General features: G+C 65.1%; 16 protein-coding genes. 8 read left to right on the top strand and 8 right to left on the bottom strand.

Translation table 11 applies throughout. The annotated features are described in order from the left end of the window. Positions 1-23: 23 nt before the first annotated feature. On the top strand, positions 24-1238 hold the full coding sequence (locus tag AB3G31_RS08530) for an adenylate/guanylate cyclase domain-containing protein (RefSeq protein ID WP_367849764.1): 1215 nt from the start codon (positions 24-26) through the stop codon (positions 1236-1238). 65 nt (positions 1239-1303) lie between these two features. Here the strand turns inward: AB3G31_RS08530 and gsiD are convergent, their stop codons facing one another. The 7 genes from gsiD to guaD all read right to left on the bottom strand — a co-directional run bounded on the left by gsiD (position 1304) and on the right by guaD (position 9504). Beyond that, positions 1304-2164, bottom strand: a complete 861-nt coding sequence (gsiD, locus tag AB3G31_RS08525; RefSeq protein ID WP_367849763.1) for a glutathione ABC transporter permease GsiD — start codon at positions 2162-2164, stop codon at positions 1304-1306. A gap of 41 nt (positions 2165-2205) precedes the next feature. After that, on the bottom strand, positions 2206-3126 hold the full coding sequence (gene gsiC / locus AB3G31_RS08520; RefSeq protein WP_367849762.1) for a glutathione ABC transporter permease GsiC: 921 nt from the start codon (positions 3124-3126) through the stop codon (positions 2206-2208). Between the two features lie 12 nt (positions 3127-3138). Beyond that, positions 3139-4683, bottom strand: coding sequence for a glutathione ABC transporter substrate-binding protein GsiB (gene gsiB, locus AB3G31_RS08515; RefSeq protein WP_367849761.1), 1545 nt, complete (start codon positions 4681-4683; stop codon positions 3139-3141). Between the two features lie 62 nt (positions 4684-4745). Further along, on the bottom strand, positions 4746-6611 hold the full coding sequence (locus AB3G31_RS08510) for a dipeptide ABC transporter ATP-binding protein (RefSeq protein ID WP_367849760.1): 1866 nt from the start codon (positions 6609-6611) through the stop codon (positions 4746-4748). Continuing rightward, positions 6608-7489, bottom strand: a complete 882-nt coding sequence (locus AB3G31_RS08505; protein WP_367849759.1) for a class II glutamine amidotransferase — start codon at positions 7487-7489, stop codon at positions 6608-6610. The genes AB3G31_RS08510 and AB3G31_RS08505 overlap by 4 nt, the downstream gene beginning before the upstream one ends. Before the next feature lie 66 nt (positions 7490-7555). After that, a complete protein-coding gene (dcd, locus tag AB3G31_RS08500; RefSeq protein WP_367849758.1) occupies positions 7556-8122 on the bottom strand; it encodes a dCTP deaminase in 567 nt (188 codons plus the stop codon). 98 nt (positions 8123-8220) lie between these two features. Further along, entirely contained in the window at positions 8221-9504 is a 1284-nt protein-coding gene (gene guaD, locus AB3G31_RS08495) for a guanine deaminase (protein WP_367849757.1), read from the bottom strand. Between the two features lie 51 nt (positions 9505-9555). Between guaD and AB3G31_RS08490 the strand changes: the two genes are divergently transcribed. Continuing rightward, the gene (locus tag AB3G31_RS08490; RefSeq protein ID WP_367849756.1) at positions 9556-10317 is read left to right on the top strand and encodes a tetratricopeptide repeat protein; all 762 of its coding nucleotides are present in this window, start codon (positions 9556-9558) and stop codon (positions 10315-10317) included. Positions 10318-10320: 3 nt separating this feature from the next. Here the strand turns inward: AB3G31_RS08490 and AB3G31_RS08485 are convergent, their stop codons facing one another. After that, on the bottom strand, positions 10321-11343 hold the full coding sequence (locus AB3G31_RS08485) for an AraC family transcriptional regulator (RefSeq protein ID WP_367849755.1): 1023 nt from the start codon (positions 11341-11343) through the stop codon (positions 10321-10323). Between the two features lie 101 nt (positions 11344-11444). On the opposite strand from AB3G31_RS08485, the gene AB3G31_RS08480 reads away from it, so the two are divergent. From AB3G31_RS08480 to AB3G31_RS08455, 6 genes are read left to right on the top strand one after another with little or no spacing between them, the layout of a single operon-like run. Beyond that, positions 11445-12632, top strand: a complete 1188-nt coding sequence (locus AB3G31_RS08480; protein ID WP_367849754.1) for an isovaleryl-CoA dehydrogenase — start codon at positions 11445-11447, stop codon at positions 12630-12632. 11 nt (positions 12633-12643) lie between these two features. Further along, on the top strand, positions 12644-14308 hold the full coding sequence (locus AB3G31_RS08475) for an AMP-binding protein (protein WP_367849753.1): 1665 nt from the start codon (positions 12644-12646) through the stop codon (positions 14306-14308). After that, positions 14305-15912 (top strand): carboxyl transferase domain-containing protein, encoded by a 1608-nt coding sequence (locus tag AB3G31_RS08470; RefSeq protein ID WP_367849752.1) that lies wholly within the window; start codon positions 14305-14307, stop codon positions 15910-15912. The genes AB3G31_RS08475 and AB3G31_RS08470 overlap by 4 nt, the downstream gene beginning before the upstream one ends. Positions 15913-15919: 7 nt before the next feature. Then, positions 15920-16702, top strand: a complete 783-nt coding sequence (locus AB3G31_RS08465) for an enoyl-CoA hydratase/isomerase family protein (RefSeq protein ID WP_367849751.1) — start codon at positions 15920-15922, stop codon at positions 16700-16702. Between the two features lie 9 nt (positions 16703-16711). Then, positions 16712-18700 (top strand): acetyl-CoA carboxylase biotin carboxylase subunit, encoded by a 1989-nt coding sequence (locus AB3G31_RS08460; RefSeq protein ID WP_367849750.1) that lies wholly within the window; start codon positions 16712-16714, stop codon positions 18698-18700. Next, the gene (locus AB3G31_RS08455; RefSeq protein ID WP_367849749.1) at positions 18697-19596 is read left to right on the top strand and encodes a hydroxymethylglutaryl-CoA lyase; all 900 of its coding nucleotides are present in this window, start codon (positions 18697-18699) and stop codon (positions 19594-19596) included. Before AB3G31_RS08460 ends, AB3G31_RS08455 begins: the two co-directional genes overlap by 4 nt. The last annotated feature ends 67 nt before the right edge of the window (positions 19597-19663 follow it).

The raw sequence follows: 19663 nt of genomic DNA, 5'->3' as shown, positions 1-19663 counted from the left end.
GACGGGCTTTCGGAAGACACTGTATGAAAATGTTGGGCTTCGCCGAAAAACCCACGGTGCTGGTGGTGGATGACACTGCCGACAATCTGACGCTGATGGCGGCGCTGCTCAAGGACACCTACCGCGTCAAGGTGGTCAACCACGGCGAAAAGGGGCTGGCGGTGGCCGCGTCCAGCACGCCGCCCGACCTGATCCTGCTCGACATCATGATGCCGCAAATCGACGGCTACGAGGTCTGCCGCCGCCTCAAGGCCAACCCGGCCACGCGCGACATTCCGGTGATCTTTCTCACCGCCAAGTCCGACGACGAGGCCGAAGAAAAAGGCTTCGAGCTGGGCGCAGTGGACTACATCACCAAACCCATTTGCCCACCCATCCTGCTGGCCCGGGTGCACAACCACATTGCCCTGAATGTGCGCACGGCGATGCTGCATTCGCTGTCCAACAAGCTCTCGCGCTACCTCTCGCCCCAGGTCTACAAGTCGATTTTCGAGGGCGACCAGGACGTGTCGATCCAGGCGGTACGCAAGAAGCTGACGATCTTTTTCTCGGACATCAAGGACTTCACCCGCACCTCCGAGGGCATGCAGCCCGAAGACCTGACCTACTTTTTGAACAGCTACTTCTCGGAGATGTCGAAGATTGCGCTGGAGTTTGGCGCCACCATCGACAAATTTGTCGGCGATGCCATCCTGATCTTCTTTGGCGACCCCGAAACCCGCGGCGTGCAGGAAGATGCCTTGCAGTGCGTGCGCATGGCCGTGGCGATGCAGCGGCGCATGCACCAGTTGCGCGAGATCTGGCGCGACAAGGGCGACCGCCAGCCGTTCCAGATCCGCATCGGCATCAACACCGGCTTTTGCCACGTGGGCAACTTCGGCAGCGACCAGCGCATGGATTACACCGTGATCGGCAGCGAGGTGAACCTGGCCGCCCGGCTGGAGCAGAACGGCGAAGCCGACGGCATCATCATGTCGTACGAAACCTACGCCCTGGTGAAAGACGAATTTGACGCGCACGAGCGCGAACCGCTGGCCGCCAAGGGCGTGTCGCGCGAGATCCGCTGCTTTGTGCTGCGCGACATCCACGCCCCCGACGCGCCGCCCGACAACCTGAACCAGCGCTACCCTGGCCTGCGCCTGTCGGTCGATCTGGACAAGCTCAGCGGCGAAAACCGCAGCCGGGCCGTCGCCGACCTGCAAAAGGTCATCGACAGCATCCAGGCCTCCACGATTTAGATGCTATATAAATAGCAGCTACTCACGCTTATGGAATAAGCGCGAGGGGCCAAAAAAACACTTGATCAATTGTCCAGCTTGGGGTCGAGCGCGTCGCGCAGGCCATCGCCCAGCAGGTTGAAGGCCAGCACGGTGAAGAAGATCGCCAGGCTGGGGAACAGCGCGATGTGCGGTGCACTCATCATGTCGGCGCGGGCTTCGTTCAGCATGGCCCCCCACTCCGGTGTGGGCGGCTGCGCGCCCAGGCCCAAAAAGGACAGGCTGGCGGCAGTGATGATGGAGGTGCCGATGCGCATGGTGAAGTACACCACCACCGACGAAATGGTGGCCGGAAAGATGTGCCGGGAGAGGATGGTCCAGTCGGACGCGCCAATCGAGCGCACGGCTTCGATGTAGGTCAGGTTCTTCACCACCAGGGTGTTGCCGCGCACCAACCGGGCAAACGCCGGCACGCTGAACACCGCCACCGCCATGATCACATTGACCATGCCGTTGCCCAAAATGGCCACGATGCCGATGGCCAGCAAGATGCCCGGAAAGGCAAACAACACGTCGGAGATGCGCATCACGATGCGGTCCCACCAGCCCTCGTAGTAGCCCGCCAGCAGGCCCAGCACGGTGCCGATCACTGCCCCCACCGCCACCGAAATGAAACCCGCCGCCAGCGAAATGCGTGCACCCATCAGGATGCGGCTGAAGATGTCGCGGCCCAGGGCGTCCACGCCAAACCAGTGTGCGGCCGAAGGCGCCGCGTTGAGCGCGTCGTAGTCAAAGAAGTTCTCGGCATCGAAGGGCACCAGCCACGGGGCCGCCACCGCCACCACGACCAGCAGCAGCACAAACAACCCGGCCACCAGGGCCACGTACTGGCCCTTGAACTTGCGCCAGAACTCGCTCCAGGGTGTGCGCACGCGTTCCTTGGTCAAATGAGGCTCTAGCGCTGATGGAACGGGCATAACAAGCTCTTTTATTTATAGCGAATAGCTGGATTGATGACGGCGTACAGCACGTCGACCACCAGGTTGATCAGGATGAATTCCAGCGAAAACAACAGCACCTCGGCCTGGATCACCGGAAAGTCGCGCATCTCCACCGCGTCCACCAGCAAACGGCCCATGCCCGGCCAGTTGAATACCTTCTCCACCACGATGGAGCCGCCCAGCAAGAAGCCAAACTGCAGGCCCATCATGGTGACCACCGGGATCAGCGCATTGCGCAGGCCGTGCTTGACCACCACCACAAACTCGCCCAAGCCCTTGGCGCGGGCGGTGCGCACATAGTCTTCTTTCAGGATGTCGATGAAGGACGAGCGGGTAAACCGTGCCATCACTGCCGCCACACCCGCGCCCAGCGTCAACGAAGGCAGCACGTAATGCTTCCAGGTGTCTGCACCCACCGTGGGCAGCCAGCCCAGCTGCACCGAAAACACCTCCATCAGCACCATGCCTAGCGCGAACGACGGGAAAGAAATGCCGGTGATGGCCAGCGTCATGCCCAGGCGGTCTGGCCAGCGGTTGCGCCACACGGCAGACACCGTGCCAATCACCAGCCCCAGCAGCACCGACCAGCCCATGGCCGCCACGGTGAGCCAGAAGGTGGGCATGAAGCGCTCGGCGATCTCGGTGGATACCGGGCGTTTGCTGCGCAGTGACTGGCCAAAATCCCCCTGCGCTGCGTGGCTGATGAAACGCCAGAACTGCTGGTGCATGGGTAAGTCCAGCCCCAGATCGCGGCGGATGGTCTGCACGGTTTCAAAATCCGCATCCTGCCCTGCTGCCAGCCGCGCAGGGTCGCCTGGCAGCAGGTGGACGAACAGAAACACCAGCCCCGCCACGATCAGCAGCGTGGGCAGCAGGCCCAGCAGCCGCTTGAGGATGTAGTTGAGCATGCGAGCCGGGGTTTACTTCAGTTCGATTTCGTCAAAGTTGAACGAACGGTCGGGCATCACGTAGAAACCGCTGAAGTTCTTGGTGCGGGCCGATACCAGCTGCAGCGTGGCCAGGTTGATCCAGGGTGCGTCTTTCCACACGCGCTGTTGCACGTCGGCGTAAATCTGCGCCTTGATGGCCGGATCGGTGGTCACCAGCGCCTTGGCGATACCGGCTTCGACTGCGTCGTTCTTGTAGTAGGCCACGTTGAAAGACTTGGGCGGGAACGACTCGGCCGCCAGCAGCGGACGGATGGCCCAATCAGCCTCGCCGGTGGACGCGGACCAGCCCACGTAGTACATGCGCACCGGGGCGGTGGCGGCGTCGGGCGCGCTTTCAACACGCTCTGCCCGCTGCCCGGCTTCCAGCGCCAGCACCTGCAGGTTCACCCCCACCACGCGCAGTTGCTGCTGGATGAACTGGATGGCCTTGAGCGAGGTGGAATCGGTAAAGGCCGACCACAGGGTGCTCTCAAAGCCGTTGGGGTAGCCCGCCTCTTTCAGCAGCTCACGGGCCTTGACCGGGTTGTACGGCCAGGGGCCCAGCTTGGTGGAGAACTGCACGTCCTTGGGGATCACGCCTTCTGCGGGGATGGCGTAGCCGCCGTAGACCACCTTGATCAGCGCGTCCTTGTTGATGGCGTAGTTCAGGGCTTCGCGCACCTTGAGGTTGTCAAACGGCTTTTGCTGGGTGTTGAGGGCCACAAAGCGGTGCACGATGGACGGCGACACCGTGATCTCCAGATTGGGCTTGGCCTTGAGCAGCTCCACCTGCTCGGGCGGCACCGGGAAGGTGAAATTGGCCTCGCCGGTCTGGATGATGGCACTGCGCGAATTGTTGTCGACCACGGGGCGCCAGGTAATGCTGTCCACCTTGGGATAGCCCTTGCGCCAGTAGCCGTCAAACTTCTCGGCCTTCACGAAGTCGGTCTGCTTCCATTCGACGAACTTGAACGGGCCGGTGCCCACCGGGTGCTGGCCAATGTCCTTGCCGTACTTGGCAATGGCTGCGGGCGAAATCATCACCGCCGACGGGTGGGCCAGCGAGTTGATGAAGGGAGAGAACGGCTCCTTAAGCACAATGCGCACAGTGTTGGCATCGAGCACTTCGGTCTTGGCAATGTTCTTGTACAGGGTGTAGCGCTTGAGCTTGTTGTCGGGGTTGGTGACCCGGTCAAAGTTGGCCTTGACGGCTTCGGCGTTGAAGTCGGTGCCATCCTGGAATTTGATGCCCTTCTTCAGCACAAAGGTGTAGTTCAACCCGTCTTTGCTGGCCTTGTAGCTCTCGGCCAGCACCGGCACCATCTTCATGCTTTTGTCAAAGCCGAGCAGGCCTTGGTAGAACGACTTGGCCACCGCCTGCGACAAGGTGTCGTTGGCATCATAGGGGTCCATGGTGGTGAAGGTCGAATCTACCGCGATCACTACGTTCTTGGCGGCAAAAGCAGGCGAAGCGAGCGCCGCCGCCACGGCCAGCGCGGCGGACAATTTGGACAATGGGGACAAAGCGTGTTGCATGCTGAAAACTCCAGGGTTACAAAAAATCCCGACGGGCACAAAGCCACACGGGAAGCCAAAAACTAATACATCCCACCCACCGCGTGGCGCGCCACGAAGTGGCCGGGGCCTACCTCGACCAGCGGAGCCACCTGCGGCGCATCGTCCATGGCACGGATCGGGCTGGGGATATCGCCGGTCTGCAGTTCGCGCTGCATGTGGCGGCGCGCCGGATCGGCCACCGGCACGGCGGCCATCAGGCGGCGGGTGTAGGCATGCTGCGGATTCTCGAACACCGCACGGCGGGGGCCGATCTCCACAATCTGGCCCAGGTACATCACCGCCACCCGGTGGCTGATGCGCTCCACCACGGCCATGTCATGCGAGATGAATAAAAAGGCAATGCCGAAATCGCGCTGCAGGTCCAGCATCAGGTTGACGATCTGCGCTCGGATGGACACGTCCAGTGCCGACACCGCCTCGTCGGCCACCACCACCTTGGGGTTCAGCGCCAGCGCCCGGGCAATTGCAATCCGCTGGCGCTGCCCACCAGAGAATTCGTGCGGATACCGTTGGGCAGCGTTGGCAGGCAGGCCCACGCGGTACAGCAGCTCGGCCACCCGCTTTTCGGCTTCTGCGCCACTGGCCACGCCGTGCACCAGCAGCGGCTCCATGATGGCAAAGCCCACCGTCAGGCGCGGGTCCAGCGAGGCAAACGGGTCCTGGAAAATAAACTGCACGTCGCGGCGCAAGGCCTGCAAGCTGCGGCCTTTCAACGGGGCAATCGCCCGCCCGGCTACGTCCACACTGCCCGCATTGAATTCCACCAGCCGCGCCAGCGAGCGCCCGGTGGTGGACTTGCCGCAGCCCGACTCGCCCACCAGGGCCAGCGTTTCGCCGCGCTGCAGGCTGAAACTGACCTGCTCCACCGCATACACCTGCCGCGTCACGCGGCCCAGCAGCCCGGTGCGCACCGGGAAGCGAGTGGTCAGACCCTGCACATTCAGCACCGGCGGCTTGTCGTATTGCACGGCGTCGCGCTCCGGCCAGAGCGCCACATTCGGCGCATTCGGCGCATCCAGCAGCGGAAATTTGGCCGGGCTGTCGGTACCGTGCATGGCCCCCAGCGTAGGTACCGCCGCCAGCAGCGCGCGGGTGTAGGGGTGCTGGGGGGCGGCAAACAGGCGCGCGCAGTCGCCCTCTTCGACCTTGTCGCCGCGCAGCATGACCAGCACGCGGTCAGCCATCTCGGCCACCACGCCCATGTCGTGGGTAATGAACACCACGCCCATCTGCATATCCCTTTGCAGCAGTCGGATCAGCGACAGCACCTGGGCCTGGATAGTCACGTCCAGCGCGGTGGTGGGCTCGTCGGCGATCAGCAGACGGGGTTTGCACGCCAAGGCCATGGCGATCATGACCCGCTGGCGCATGCCGCCAGAGAGCTGGTGCGGAAAGCGGCCCAGCACATTCTTGGCCTCGGGGATGCGCACCAGGTCGAGCATGCGCAGGGCCTCGGCCAGGGCGGCGGTGCGGCCCAGCCGCTGGTGCAGGCGGATGGATTCGGCAATCTGCTCGCCCACGGGGAACACCGGGTTCAGCGAGGTCATGGGCTCCTGGAACACCATGGCCATTTCGGCGCCGCGGATGCCGCGCATGGTGGCTGCGCTGGCCTGGGCCAGGTCCAGCGTACTGCCATCGCGCCGGTGGAACTGCATGCTGCCGCTGGTGATGCGCCCGCCGCCGTTCTCCACCAGCCGCATCAGCGCCAGAGACGATACCGACTTGCCCGAACCCGACTCGCCTACGATGGCCAGGGTTTCGCCTGCATTGACGTGGAAAGACAGGTCGCGTACGGCATCCACCACGCGCTCCTTGGTTTCAAACCGCACCCCCAAGTGCTGCACCTCCAGCACCCGGCGACCACCCTCCGCTGCGGCAGCACTCACGCGGGTGCCCCCAGGCTGGCACGCACGGTTACCGGCTTGGGCGGCACGGCCCGGGCGGCTTTCACGGGTTTCATTGGCTTGGTGGGCTGGGGTGGCAGGCTGGTGCTGCTCCAGACCTGGGCACCTTCGACAAACACCTTGAGTTCGCCCGGGGCGAAGCTGTCCCAGGGCTCGTCGGCGGTCAGCGGCTCGGTGGCCACCAGCACCATGCGGTCGCTCTCGCTATTGGCCTGGCGCAGGTCGAGTGTCATATCGCAGTCGATCAGACGGGCGGTCTGGAACGGGTGCTGGCGCGACACCCAGCTGAGATTGGTGGAGCAATGCGCATACATGGCCTCGCCGTTGGACAGCAGGAAGTTGAACGTGCCGTGCCTGGCGATGCGGCGCGACAGCCCGGCCAGCACCGGTGCCAACTGCTTCCAGCTCGGCGGGCAGGCTCCTTTGAATGCGCTGCGCAGCTCCTGCAATATCCAGCAAAAGGCCTTTTCGCTGTCGGTAGTGCCCACCGGCAGGTAGTTGCCGCGCAGGTTGGGGTGGTAGTTTTTGAGGTCGCCGTTGTGGCAGAACACCCAGTGCTGGCCCAGCCATTCGCGCTGGAACGGGTGGCAGTTGGATAAAGTGACCGCGCCCTGGGTAGCCTTGCGGATGTGTGCCAGTACCGACTTGGACTTGATGGGGTAGCTGCGCACAAAGTCGGCCAGGGCCGAGTCGCTGGCCCGCCCGTCGTCAATAAACACCCGGCAGCCGGTGCGCTCGTGGAAGGCGATGCCCCAGCCGTCGGCATGCTCGCCGGTCTGCCCTCCGCGGGCAGAAAACCCGGCAAACGAGAAGTTGATGCTGGCGCTGCTGTTGCAATTCATGGCGAGCATTTGGCACATGGTATTTCCTTGAAGTCGCCCTGTGCAGTTGCAAGAATCAGGCCCTTGGCACTGCAAATTGCCGGGTTACGCGCGCGGCAAGGTCACGCCCACCTGGCCCTGGTATTTACCGCCGCGGTCTTTGTAGCTGACCTCGCAGACCTCGTCGCTTTCAAAGAACAGCACCTGGGCGCAGCCCTCGCCGGCGTAGATCTTGGCGGGCAGCGGTGTGGTGTTGCTGAACTCCAGGGTCACGTAACCCTCCCACTCGGGCTCGAACGGGGTCACGTTGACAATGATGCCGCAGCGCGCGTAGGTGCTTTTGCCCAGGCAAATGGTGAGCACATTGCGTGGAATGCGGAAGTACTCGACCGTGCGGGCCAGCGCAAAGCTGTTGGGCGGAATGATGCAGCTGTCGCCCGAAAAATCGACAAAACTCTTTTCGTCGAAGTTCTTGGGATCGACCACGGTGCTGTGGATGTTGGTGAACACCTTGAATTCGGGCGCACAGCGGATGTCGTAGCCGTAGCTGCTGGTCCCGTAGCTGATGATCTTGTGGCCGTCGCGTTCGCGAATCTGGCCGGGTTCAAACGGCTCGATCATCCCGGTTTGCTCGGCCATGCGGCGAATCCACTTGTCGCTTTTGATAGTCATTGGGCAGTCTCTGAGGTTGGCCACGATTGTAACGCGCCGACACGCCCATCGCTACCAAAGTAATAGCTATATGCACATACGTTACAAGCACTAACGGTCTATTTGGCCTGGGAGATCACCGTGCGCTCCACCGCCCGGTCATCGGCCAGGATGATGAGGCCGAACAGCAGTTCGTCCAGGCTCTGCGCCCGTGCCGCCTTGCGGGCCAGCAAGGGCGTGGCCTGCGGGTTCAGCACCAGGAAATCGGCCTCGCAACCCACCGCCAGGTTGCCCACCACGCCGTCCAGGCCCAGCGCCTTGGCTGCCCCTGCCGTGTGCTGCCACCACAGGTTTTGCGGACTGAGCGACAGGCCGGGCTTGGTTTGCCCCTCGCGGCCCACGTAGTAGGCCGCGCGCATGGTGTGAAACGGGCTGAAGCTGGTACCGCCGCCCACGTCGCTGGCCAGGCCGTAGCCAAAGCCGATGCGGTCTGCGCCCTCGTAGTCGAAAAAGCCGCTGCCCAGAAACAGGTTGCTGGTCGGGCTGATGGCCGCCACGGTACCCGTGTCGCGCATCAGGGCGCGGTCGGCATCGTCAAAGTGGATGCAGTGGGCGTACACGGCGCGCGGGCGCAGCAGGCCAAAATCCGCGTACACGCCCAGGTAGCTGCGCGCATCGGGAAACAGCTCTTTGGCCCAGGCGATCTCGCCCAGGTTTTCGGCCACGTGGGACTGCACCCACACCTCGGGGTACTGGGCCGCCAGCGCGCCCGCACCGCGCAACTGGGCGGGCGTGCTGGTGGGCGCAAACCGCGGCGTGATGGCGTAGCCCAGGCGGTCCACGCCGTGCCAGCGCTGGATCAACGCCTCGGTGTCGAGCAGACTTTGCTCGGTATCGTCGCGCACGCCGTCGGGGGAATTGCGGTCTTGCAGCACCTTGCCGGTGATCAGGCGCATGTGGTTTTTCTGCGCCTCGGCAAACAAGGCGTTCACCGACGCCGGGTGCGAAGTGGCAAAGGCCAGCGCCGTGGTCACACCGTTGCGCAGCAGCTCTGCTACAAAAAAACGAGCTACTTCTTCAGCATGGGCTGGCGCAGAGAACTGTTTTTCTGCAGGAAAAGTGTAGTTCTCCAGCCACGGCAGCAGGCCGTCGGCGGGCGAGCCGATGATGTCGGTTTGCGGGTAGTGGATGTGCATGTCCACAAAGCCCGGTGCCAGGATGCGCCCCGGCAGGTGTTCGACCGGCAAACCCGGGTATTTGGGGCCGAGCGTGCGGTATGGCCCCACGGCCTGCACCCGCCGGGTGCCCGACGCATCCGGGCCGACCACCAGCAGGCCGTCTTCTTCAAAAATGGCCGAGTGGTCGGGGGCAAAACGGAGGATGGAGGCGCGGTAAGCTTTCATAGGCCAATAGCTTACGCATAATTCGGACCATTTATCTCATCTGCACCGCCCATGACCGCCCTGCCCCCCATCCCCACCAGCGCCGAGGCCCTGTCCCGCGTCAGTCCTGCCGAATGGACTGCAGTGCTGTCAGGCCCCGCCGAGCAGGCCGCCCCCTGGATCACCGCCGCGGCCACCCTGGGCCGCGCCAACGCACAGGCCGTGTTGGGCCAGTGGCTGCTGGACGGCCACGGCGTAGAACGCAACCCGGCCCAGGCCCTGCACTGGTTTTTACAGGCTGCCGAACAAGGCCACGCCATCGGCATGAACATGGCCGGGCGCTGCCTGGAAAACGGCTGGGGCGCGCCCATCGACCTGTTTGCCGCCGTGGCCTGGTACAAAAAAGCCGCCAGCCAGGGGCTGGACGCCGGGCTGTACAACCTGGCCAACCAGCATGCCGAGGGCAAAAGCGTGCCGCAAGACCATGCCGCCGCGCTGCAGCTGTACCGCCAGGCCGCCGACCTGGGCCACGCCAAGTCCATGACCAAGATCGGCCGCTACTACGAAGATGGGCTGGTGGTGGAGAAAGACATGGAAGCCGCTTTCTTTTGCTATCAGGAAGCCGCCCAGGGTGGCGACTTCCGCGGCCAGTTCAACTATGCGGGCATGCTGGCCGCTCGCGGGCGGCTGCCGGAAGCGCTGCAGTGGCTGGAAAAAGTACCGCTGACCGCCACCCCGGCCTATCTACAGAAGGTGGGCGCGGTGCTGCGGGATTCGGGCGTGGCCGAATTTGCGGCTATAGGCGCCCGGATGGTGGCCCAAGCTGCCGCCTGAGTCTCAGCGCATCTCGCTGGGCGCAAGCCCGGTCCAGGCCTTGAAAGCCCGCGAAAAGCTCTTTTCGTTCAAAAAACCCACCGTGTGCGCCACCTGCTTCACCGGCCAGTCGGTACGGCGCAGCAGGTCCACCGCCACTTCGCGGCGCACCTCGTCGCGCAGCGCCTGCAGCGACACGCCTTCCAGCTGCAGTTGCCGGTGCAGGCTGCGGGTTGACAGGCCCAGCGCCATGGCCAGGGCCTCGGCATTGCGCAGCTCGCCGGAGCGGGTACGCAGCAGCGCCCGCACGCTCTGCTGCAGCAACCGGTCGTGCCGGTACTGCAGCACGGTCAAGGGCAGCGCCCGCTCCAGCATGGTTTGCAGGGCCGGTTCGTCGCGCCGCAGGGCCAGGCCCAGGTAACGGGCGTCGAAGCGAAAGCCCGCCTGTGGCGCGCCAAACACCGTAGGCCCCGGAAAGATCAGCGGATACACCTGCCCATGCGCGGGCTCCGGGAACGGAAACACCACTGCGCGCAGCGGGATGCGCGAGTCGATGGCCCAGCAGGCATAGCCGTGCAGGTAGCGCAGGCTGGTCACCAGACAAAACTCGCGCAGCGGGCCAAAGTCTCGCCGCTCGGTCAGCGCCAGCACCGCCTCGTCGCCCTCGACGCGCAGCGCCAGCTCCAGGTCATCGGTCAGCAGGCGGTGGTGGCGGCACCAGCGCTTGATGGCCACCCCCAGGTTGGGGGCACCCAGCGAGGCCCGGCACAACAGGCCGTAACTGCCCCAGGGCAGCTTGCGCGAGAACCAGCCCAGGGCTTCGTCGTCCAGCGCCCGCATGGCGGTATTGCACAGCGTCTCCATTTGCGCCGCCGTGATGCAGGCCTGTGGATCGGCCAACAGGGCTGGCGCAATTTGTGCGGCCTGCAAGGCCGGACCGGGGTCTTGGCCGTAGCGCGCATAGGCCAGCAACACCGCCTTCACAAAGGCGACGGGGGTGGCGGCGCGGGGGGGTGCGGCTGCAGGCGCTGGCGAACGAGGTGGCATGCCCCGAGGCTAGCCAACATTGGCACGATTTGCAACCACATTGGCAACCATTGTCCGCGCCGAGGGATGAAACTATCGGCAACTATTTGAGGAGACACCCCATGGCCCACCTGCCTTCCCTTGCGTTCCACCTTGGCGACACCATCGAGATGCTGCGCGACACCGTGCAGAGCTTTGCCGCCGCCGAAATCGCCCCGCGCGCCGCCGCCATCGACCGCGACAACCTGTTCCCCGCCGACCTGTGGCAAAAGCTGGGCAGCCTGGGCCTGCATGGCATGACGGTGTCGGAGCAGTACGGCGGCACCGAAATGGGCTACCTGGCCCACATGGTGGCCATGGAAGAGGTGTCGCGTGCCTCGGCCTCGGTCGGCCTGAGCTACGGCGCGCACTCCAACCTGTGCGTCAACCAGATCCACCGCAACGGCACCCCGGCGCAAAAAGACCGCTACCTGCCCCGACTGGTCAACGGCGAGCACGTGGGGGCCCTGGCCATGAGCGAGCCCAATGCGGGCTCCGACGTGGTCAGCATGCAGCTGCGCGCCGACTTGGTTCATGGAGAAAGGGGCGACCGCTATGTGCTCAACGGCTCCAAGATGTGGATCACCAACGGCGGCGACGCCGACACCCTGGTGGTCTACGCCAAGACCGACCTGCAGGCCGGTGCCCGGGGCATGACCGCCTTCATCATCGAAAAAGGCTTCAAAGGCCTGGGCTTCGGTGCCAAGCTGGACAAACTGGGCATGCGCGGCTCCAACACCTACCCGGTGTTCTTCGAGGACTGCGAAGTCCCCGCCGAGAACGTGCTGGGTGGGGTGGGTAACGGCGTCAAGGTGCTGATGTCAGGCCTGGACTACGAGCGCACCGTGCTCTGCGGCGGGCCTTTGGGCATCATGGCAGCCTGCATGGACGTGGTGCTGCCCTATGTGCACGACCGCAAGCAGTTCGGCCAAAGCATCGGCGAATTCCAGCTGATGCAGGGCAAGCTGGCCGACATGTACACCACCTGGCAGGCCTGCCGCGCTTACGGCTATGCCGTGGCCACCGCCTGCGACCGGACCGACCACGCCCGCACGCTGCGCAAGGATGCCGCCGGGGCCATCCTGTACCTGGCCGAAAAAGCCACCTGGATGGCGGGGGAGGCGATCCAGATCCTGGGCGGCAACGGCTACACCAACGAATACCCCACGCCCCGCCTCTGGCGCGATGCCAAGCTGTACGAGATCGGCGCGGGCACCAGCGAAATCCGCCGCATGCTGATCGGCCGCGAGCTGTTTAACGAAACCGCGTGAGGGCCAAAACCATGGCACCGACCCCCAGCTACGCCCAAGGCGCCACCGCGGTACCGCTGATCGAGCAGACGATCGGCGCTTTCTTTGACGACATGGTCGCCCGGCAGCCCGAGCGCGAGGCCCTGGTAAGCCGACACGAAGCCCGCCGCTTCAGCTACCGCGAACTGCAAGTTGCCGCGAACCGCCTCGCCAGCGCCCTGCTGAACCTGGGCCTGGTGCCCGGCGACCGCGTAGGCATCTGGTCGCACAACAATGTGGCCTGGGTGCTGATGCAGATCGCCACCGCCAAGGTCGGCATCATCCTGGTCAACATCAACCCGGCGTACCGCACCTCGGAGCTCGAATACGCGCTCAACAAGGTGGGCGTCAAGGCGCTGGTCACGATGGCCCGCTTCAAGACCAGCGACTACCTGGACATGCTGCGCGAACTGGGGCCCCAGCGCCTGCCGTTGCTGCGCCATACCGCGTGGATCGACCGTGACGGCGAAACGGACCAGCCAGGCATGCGGCGCTTCTCCGACCTGCTGGCCAGCGGCCAGCCCGACGACCCGCGCATTGCGCAGATCGGCAGCAGCCTGCAGGCCACCGACCCGGTCAACATCCAGTTCACCAGCGGCACCACGGGCTTTCCCAAGGGTGCCACGCTAACGCACCGCAACATCCTCAACAACGGCTTCTTCATCGGCGAATGCATGCAGCTTACGCCCGCCGACCGGCTGTGCATCCCCGTGCCGCTGTACCACTGCTTCGGCATGGTGCTGGGCAACCTGGCCTGCCTCACCCACGGCGCCACCATCGTCTACCCGAGCGACGGCTTCGACCCGCTCACGGTGCTGGAAGCAGTGCAAGCCGAAAAGTGCACCGGGCTGCACGGCGTGCCGACGATGTTCATCGCCGAGCTCGACCACCCGCGCTTCGGCGCGTTCGACCTCTCTACACTGCGCACCGGCATCATGGCGGGCTCGCCCTGCCCGACCGAGGTGATGAAGCGCGTGGTCGAGCAGATGCACCTGTCGCAGATCACCATCGCCTATGGCATGACCGAGACCAGCCCGGTGAGCTGCCAGAGCAGCACCGACACGCCGCTGGCCCAGCGCGTGTCGACGGTGGGCACGGTGCAGCCGCACCTGGAGATCAAGATCATCGACCCCGACACCGGTGCCATGGTGCCGCGCGGTACGCCGGGCGAGCTCTGCACGCGCGGCTATTCGGTGATGCACGGCTACTGGGAAGACGAAGCAAAGACCCGCGAGGCCATCGACACCGGGCACTGGATGCACACCGGCGACCTGGCCACCATGGACGCCGAGGGCTATGTCAATATTGTGGGCCGCATCAAGGACCTGGTGATCCGTGGCGGCGAGAACATCTACCCGCGCGAGATCGAAGAATTCCTGTACCGCCACCCCAAGGTACAGGACGTGCAGGTGGTCGGCCTGCCCGACAAGCGCTACGGTGAAGAGCTGTGCGCGTGGATCATCCCCAAGCCGGGGCAGAGCGCCACCGAAGACGAGATCCGCGACTTCTGCAAAGCGCAGATCGCGCACTACAAGGTGCCCAAATACATCCGCTTCGTCGACGCGTTCCCCATGACGGTGACGGGCAAGATCCAGAAGTACAAGATCCGCGATGCCATGAAAGAGCAGCTCGGGCTGAACGAGGAAAAGACGGCATGAACATACTCGCATCCCAGCTCAACGTGCGCTCCGCCGACTTCCAGGCCAACGCCACGGCCATGCGCACCCTGGTGCAAGACCTGCGCGCCAAAGCCGCCGAGGCCGCCCTGGGCGGCGGCGAGGTGGCCCGCCAGCGCCACACCGCGCGCGGCAAGCTGCTGCCGCGCGACCGCGTGGCCCAGCTGATCGACCCCGGCACGCCGTTTTTGGAGGTGGGGCAGCTCGCGGCCTACGGCCTGTACGACGGCGAGGCCCCCGCCGCCGGGCTGATCACCGGCGTGGGCCGGGTAAACGGCGTGGAATGCATGGTGGTGGCCAACGACGCCACCGTGAAAGGCGGCACCTACTACCCGCTCACGGTCAAGAAGCATCTGCGGGCGCAAGAAATCGCCATGCAAAACCACCTGCCCTGTATCTACCTGGTGGATTCGGGCGGGGCCTTTTTACCGCGCCAGGACGAAGTCTTCCCCGACCGCGACCACTTTGGCCGCATCTTCTACAACCAGGCCCAGATGAGCGCCATGGGCATCGCGCAAATCGCCGTGGTGATGGGCTCGTGCACCGCAGGCGGGGCCTACATGCCCGCCATGAGCGACGAAACCATCATCGTCAAGAACCAGGGCACCATCTTCCTGGGCGGCCCGCCGCTGGTGAAAGCCGCCACCGGCGAAGTCGTTACCGCCGAAGACCTGGGCGGGGGCGACGTGCACACCCGCATCTCCGGCGTGGCCGACCACCTGGCCGACAACGACGCGCACGCCCTGCTCATCGCCCGCAACATCGTCGCCAACCTGAACCGGCAAAAACCCTTCACGGTGAAGCTGGAATCCAGCGAAGAGCCGCTGTACGACCCTGCAGAAATCTACGGCGTGGTGCCGCTGGACGCGCGCAAGCCCTACGACGTGCGCGAACTCATCGCCCGCACCGTGGACGGCTCGCGCTTTGACGAGTTCAAGGCCCGCTATGGCAGCACCCTGGTTACCGGCTTTGCCCGGCTGTACGGCATGCCGGTGGGCATCATCGCCAACAACGGTATTCTGTTTTCCGAGTCGGCCCAGAAGGGCGCGCATTTCATCGAGCTGTGCGCGCAGCGCGGCATTCCGCTGGTGTTTTTGCAGAACATCACCGGCTTCATGATTGGCCGCAAGGTGGAAAACGGCGGCATCGCCAAAGACGGCGCCAAGATGGTCACCGCCGTGGCCACCGCCAATGTGCCCAAGATCACCATGCTGGTGGGCGGCAGCTTTGGCGCGGGCAACTACGGCATGTGTGGCAGGGCCTATTCGCCCCGCTTCCTATGGATGTGGCCCAACGCACGCATCAGCGTGATGGGCGGCGAGCAGGCCGCGGGCGTGCTGGCCACGGTGAAGCGCGAGGGTATCGAAGCCAAGGGCGGCCAGTGGTCGGCCGAGGACGAAGCCGCTTTCAAAGACCCCATCCGCGCCCAATACGAGTTGCAGGGCCACCCCTACTACGCCACCGCCCGGCTGTGGGACGACGGCGTGGTGGACCCGGCGCAAACCCGGCGCGTGCTGGGTCTGTCGCTGGCGGCGGCGCTGAATGCGCCCATCCAGCCCACCCAGTTCGGCATCTTCCGCATGTGAGCTTGTTATGTACACCACCCTAGAAATCGAACACCAGGGCAGCGCCGCCTGGCTGTGGATGAACAAGCCCGAGGTCCACAACGCCTTTGACGAAACCCTCATCACCGAGCTGACCCTGGCCCTGCGGGCGCTGGATGCCGACCCCGCCGTACGCGCCGTGGTGCTGGCGGGCCGGGGCAAAAGCTTTTCGGCCGGGGCCGACCTGGGCTGGATGCAGCGCCAGGGCGCGGCCACGCTGGAGAAAAACGTGGACGATGCGCGCCAGCTGGCGAATCTGTTCCGCACCCTGTCCTGCATGGCTACGCCCACCATCGCCCGCGTGCACGGTGCGGCATTGGGCGGCGGCATGGGCCTGGCTGCCGCGTGCGACATCTGCGTGGCTTCCAGCAAGGCGCAGTTCGCCACCTCGGAAGTGCGCTTTGGCATCATCCCCGCGGCCATCAGCCCCTACGTGCTGCGCGCCATCGGCGAACGCCAGGCCTACCGCTACTTCCAGACGGCAGAGCGCATCAGCGCCGAACGCGCCCTGGCCCTGGGCCTGGCCCACGAAATTGCCGCACCCGAGGCGCTGGATGCCACCGTGCACACCCTGCTGGCGGCTTTGCAGGCCGGTGGCTCCGGTGCGCAAGCCGCCGCCACCGCGCTGATCCGTGCCGTCGCCAACCACCCCATCGACGATGCCTTGGTGGAAGACACCGCCCAGCGCATCGCCCGCCTGCGCGCCACGCCCGAGGCCCGCGAAGGCCTGGCGGCCTTTCTTGAAAAGCGCGCGCCCTCCTGGGTGCCGTAAGGAAAAAATATGTTTAACAAAATCCTCATTGCCAATCGCGGAGAGATCGCCTGCCGGGTCATCCAAACCGCCCGCCGCATGGGCATCCGCACCGTGGCGGTCTACTCCGAGGCCGATGCCAATGCCCGCCATGTACGTCTGGCCGACGAGGCCGTGTGCATCGGCCCGGCGGCGGCCCGCGAGTCGTACCTGGTGGCCGACAAGATCCTGGCCGCCGCGCTACAAACCGGTGCCCAGGCCGTGCACCCCGGCTACGGCTTTTTGTCCGAGAACGCCGACTTTGCCGATGCCTGCGCCCAGGCCGGGGTGGTCTTCATCGGCCCGCCCGCCGCGGCCATCCGCGCCATGGGCAGCAAGTCTGCGGCCAAGACCCTGATGGAAAAAGCCGGTGTACCCCTGACCCCCGGCTACCACGGCGACCACCAGGAGCCCGGCTTTCTGGCCGCGCAGGCCGAGAAAATCGGCTACCCGGTGCTGATCAAAGCCAGCGCGGGCGGCGGTGGCAAGGGCATGCGCCGGGTGGATGCGGCGGCAGACTTTGCCGCAGCGCTCGTGTCGTGCCAGCGCGAAGCCCTCAGCGCCTTTGGCAACGACCATGTGCTGATCGAAAAGTACGTGCTGCAGCCGCGCCACATCGAAATCCAGGTGTTTGGCGACAGCCTGGGCCACTGCGTGTATTTGTTTGAGCGCGACTGCTCGGTGCAGCGCCGCCACCAGAAGGTGCTGGAAGAAGCCCCCGCCCCCGGCATGACGCCCGAGCGCCGTGCCGCCATGGGCACGGCCGCCGTCAACGCCGCCCTGGCCGTGGGCTACGTGGGCGCAGGCACGGTGGAGTTCATCGCCCACCAGGACGGTGCCTTCTACTTCATGGAGATGAACACCCGGCTGCAGGTAGAGCACCCGGTGACCGAGATGATTACCGGGCTGGACCTGGTGGAGTGGCAGCTGCGTGTGGCCTCGGGCGAACCCCTGCCGTTGGCGCAAGAGCAACTGGTGCTGTCCGGCCACGCCATCGAGGCGCGCATCTACGCCGAAGACCCGGACAAGGGCTTCTTGCCCTCCACCGGCCGCCTCAGCCATCTGCAGCCCCCCTCCGCTTCCGCCCATGTGCGCGTCGATACCGGGGTAGAGCAAGGCGACAACATCACACCCCACTACGACCCGATGATCGCCAAGCTCATCGTCTGGGATGCCGACCGCACCCAGGCCCTGGCCCGCATGCGCCAGGCGCTGGCCGACTACCAAGTCGTCGGCGTGGCCAACAACGTGGCCTTCCTGCAGCGCCTGGTGACCACCCCGTCGTTTGCCCAGGCCAAATTGGACACGGCACTGATCGAACGCGAGCAGGAACACCTGTTCCCCGCACTGGCCGAGGCCGTGCCCGCCGACGTATGGATGCTGGCCGCTTTAAGCGTGCTGCAAAGCCAAAAGGACGCCGCCGCCCTGCCCGCCATGGAACCCGACTCGCCCTGGCGCGTGCTGGACGGCTGGCGGCTCAACGGCACATCGCAGCAAACCATTCCCCTGCGCTGTGGCGACACCGAGCAGCGGGTCACCGCCGAGGTGGTGGTCGATGGCGTGCTGCTGGGCCTGGGCGGTGACCCCGTGCTGGCCCGCCGCACCAGCGCATTCCAAGTGCAGCAAGTGCAGTTGGGCGACCGCCGACTCACCGCCACGGTGGTGGCCCAAGACGCGCACCTTCACGTGTTCTGCCACGGCCAAAGCTGGGCACTGACGAAGGTGGAGCTGCTGCACGGCGAAGGCGGCGACGATGCCCACGGCGGGATCCACGCACCCATGCCCGGCAAGGTGATTGCCCTGCTGGCCACCGTAGGTGCCTCGGTAGAAAAAGGCACGCCCCTGCTGGTGCTGGAAGCCATGAAGATGGAGCACACCATCCACGCCCCCGCCAAGGGCATCGTCAAAGCTTTCTATTTCAGCGCCGGGGAACAGGTGGGCGATGGGGTAGATTTGGTGGATTTTGAGGCGACTGAATGACCTACGTCCGCATCATCGAGATGGGCCCGCGCGACGGCCTGCAAAACGAAAAGCAGCCCGTCTCTACCGCCAGCAAGCTGGAGCTGATCCAGCGCCTGGCCGATGCCGGGCTGCGCGAGATCGAGGCGACATCCTTCGTATCGCCCAAGTGGGTGCCGCAAATGGGCGATGCCGCCGAGGTGCTGCGCGGCCTGGTGCGCCGCCCTGGTGTGACCTACCCGGTGCTGACCCCCAACCTGCAGGGCTTTGAGGCGGCGGTGGCGGCCGGGGCCGACCACGTAGCCGTGTTCGCAGCCGCCTCCGAGGCGTTTTCGCAAAAGAACATCAACTGCTCCATCGCCGAATCCCTGGCCCGCTTCGCCCCGCTGATGGCCGCCGCCCAGGCCCGGGGCGTGCGGGTGCGCGGCTATGTGTCCTGCGTGCTGGGCTGCCCGTACGAGGGCGATGTAGCCCCCCAGCGTGTGGCCGATGTCGCAGGGCAACTGCTGTCCATGGGCTGCTACGAGGTCTCGCTGGGCGACACCATCGGCGTGGGCACGCCCGACGCGGTGCTGCGCATGCTGGAGGCGGTGGCGCAGCAGGTGCCCGTGGCCCAGTTGGCAGGCCACTACCACGACACCTACGGCATGGCGATTGCCAACGTGTACGCCTCGTACCAGTTTGGCCTGCGGGCCTTCGACAGCTCGGTGGGCGGCCTGGGCGGCTGCCCGTATGCCAAGGGGGCCACCGGTAATGTGGCCACCGAGGACGTGGTGTATCTGCTGCACCGCTTGGGCGCCGACACCGGCATCGACCTGGACCGGCTGGTGGACTGCGGCGACTGGATCAACGCCCAGCTGGGCCGTGCCTCGGCCTCGCGCGTGGGCCGGGCGCTGCTGGCCAAACGCATTATTTAAGAGACTTTTAGGCCTCTAGCGCTTATTCAATGGGCGTGAGCAGCTATTCTTTTAGAAGCATAGCTGC

Source organism: Rhodoferax sp. WC2427, from assembly GCF_040822085.1.
Taxonomy (GTDB): Bacteria; Pseudomonadota; Gammaproteobacteria; order Burkholderiales; family Burkholderiaceae_C; genus Rhodoferax_B.
This window is presented reverse-complemented; position numbering and strand designations above follow the sequence as displayed.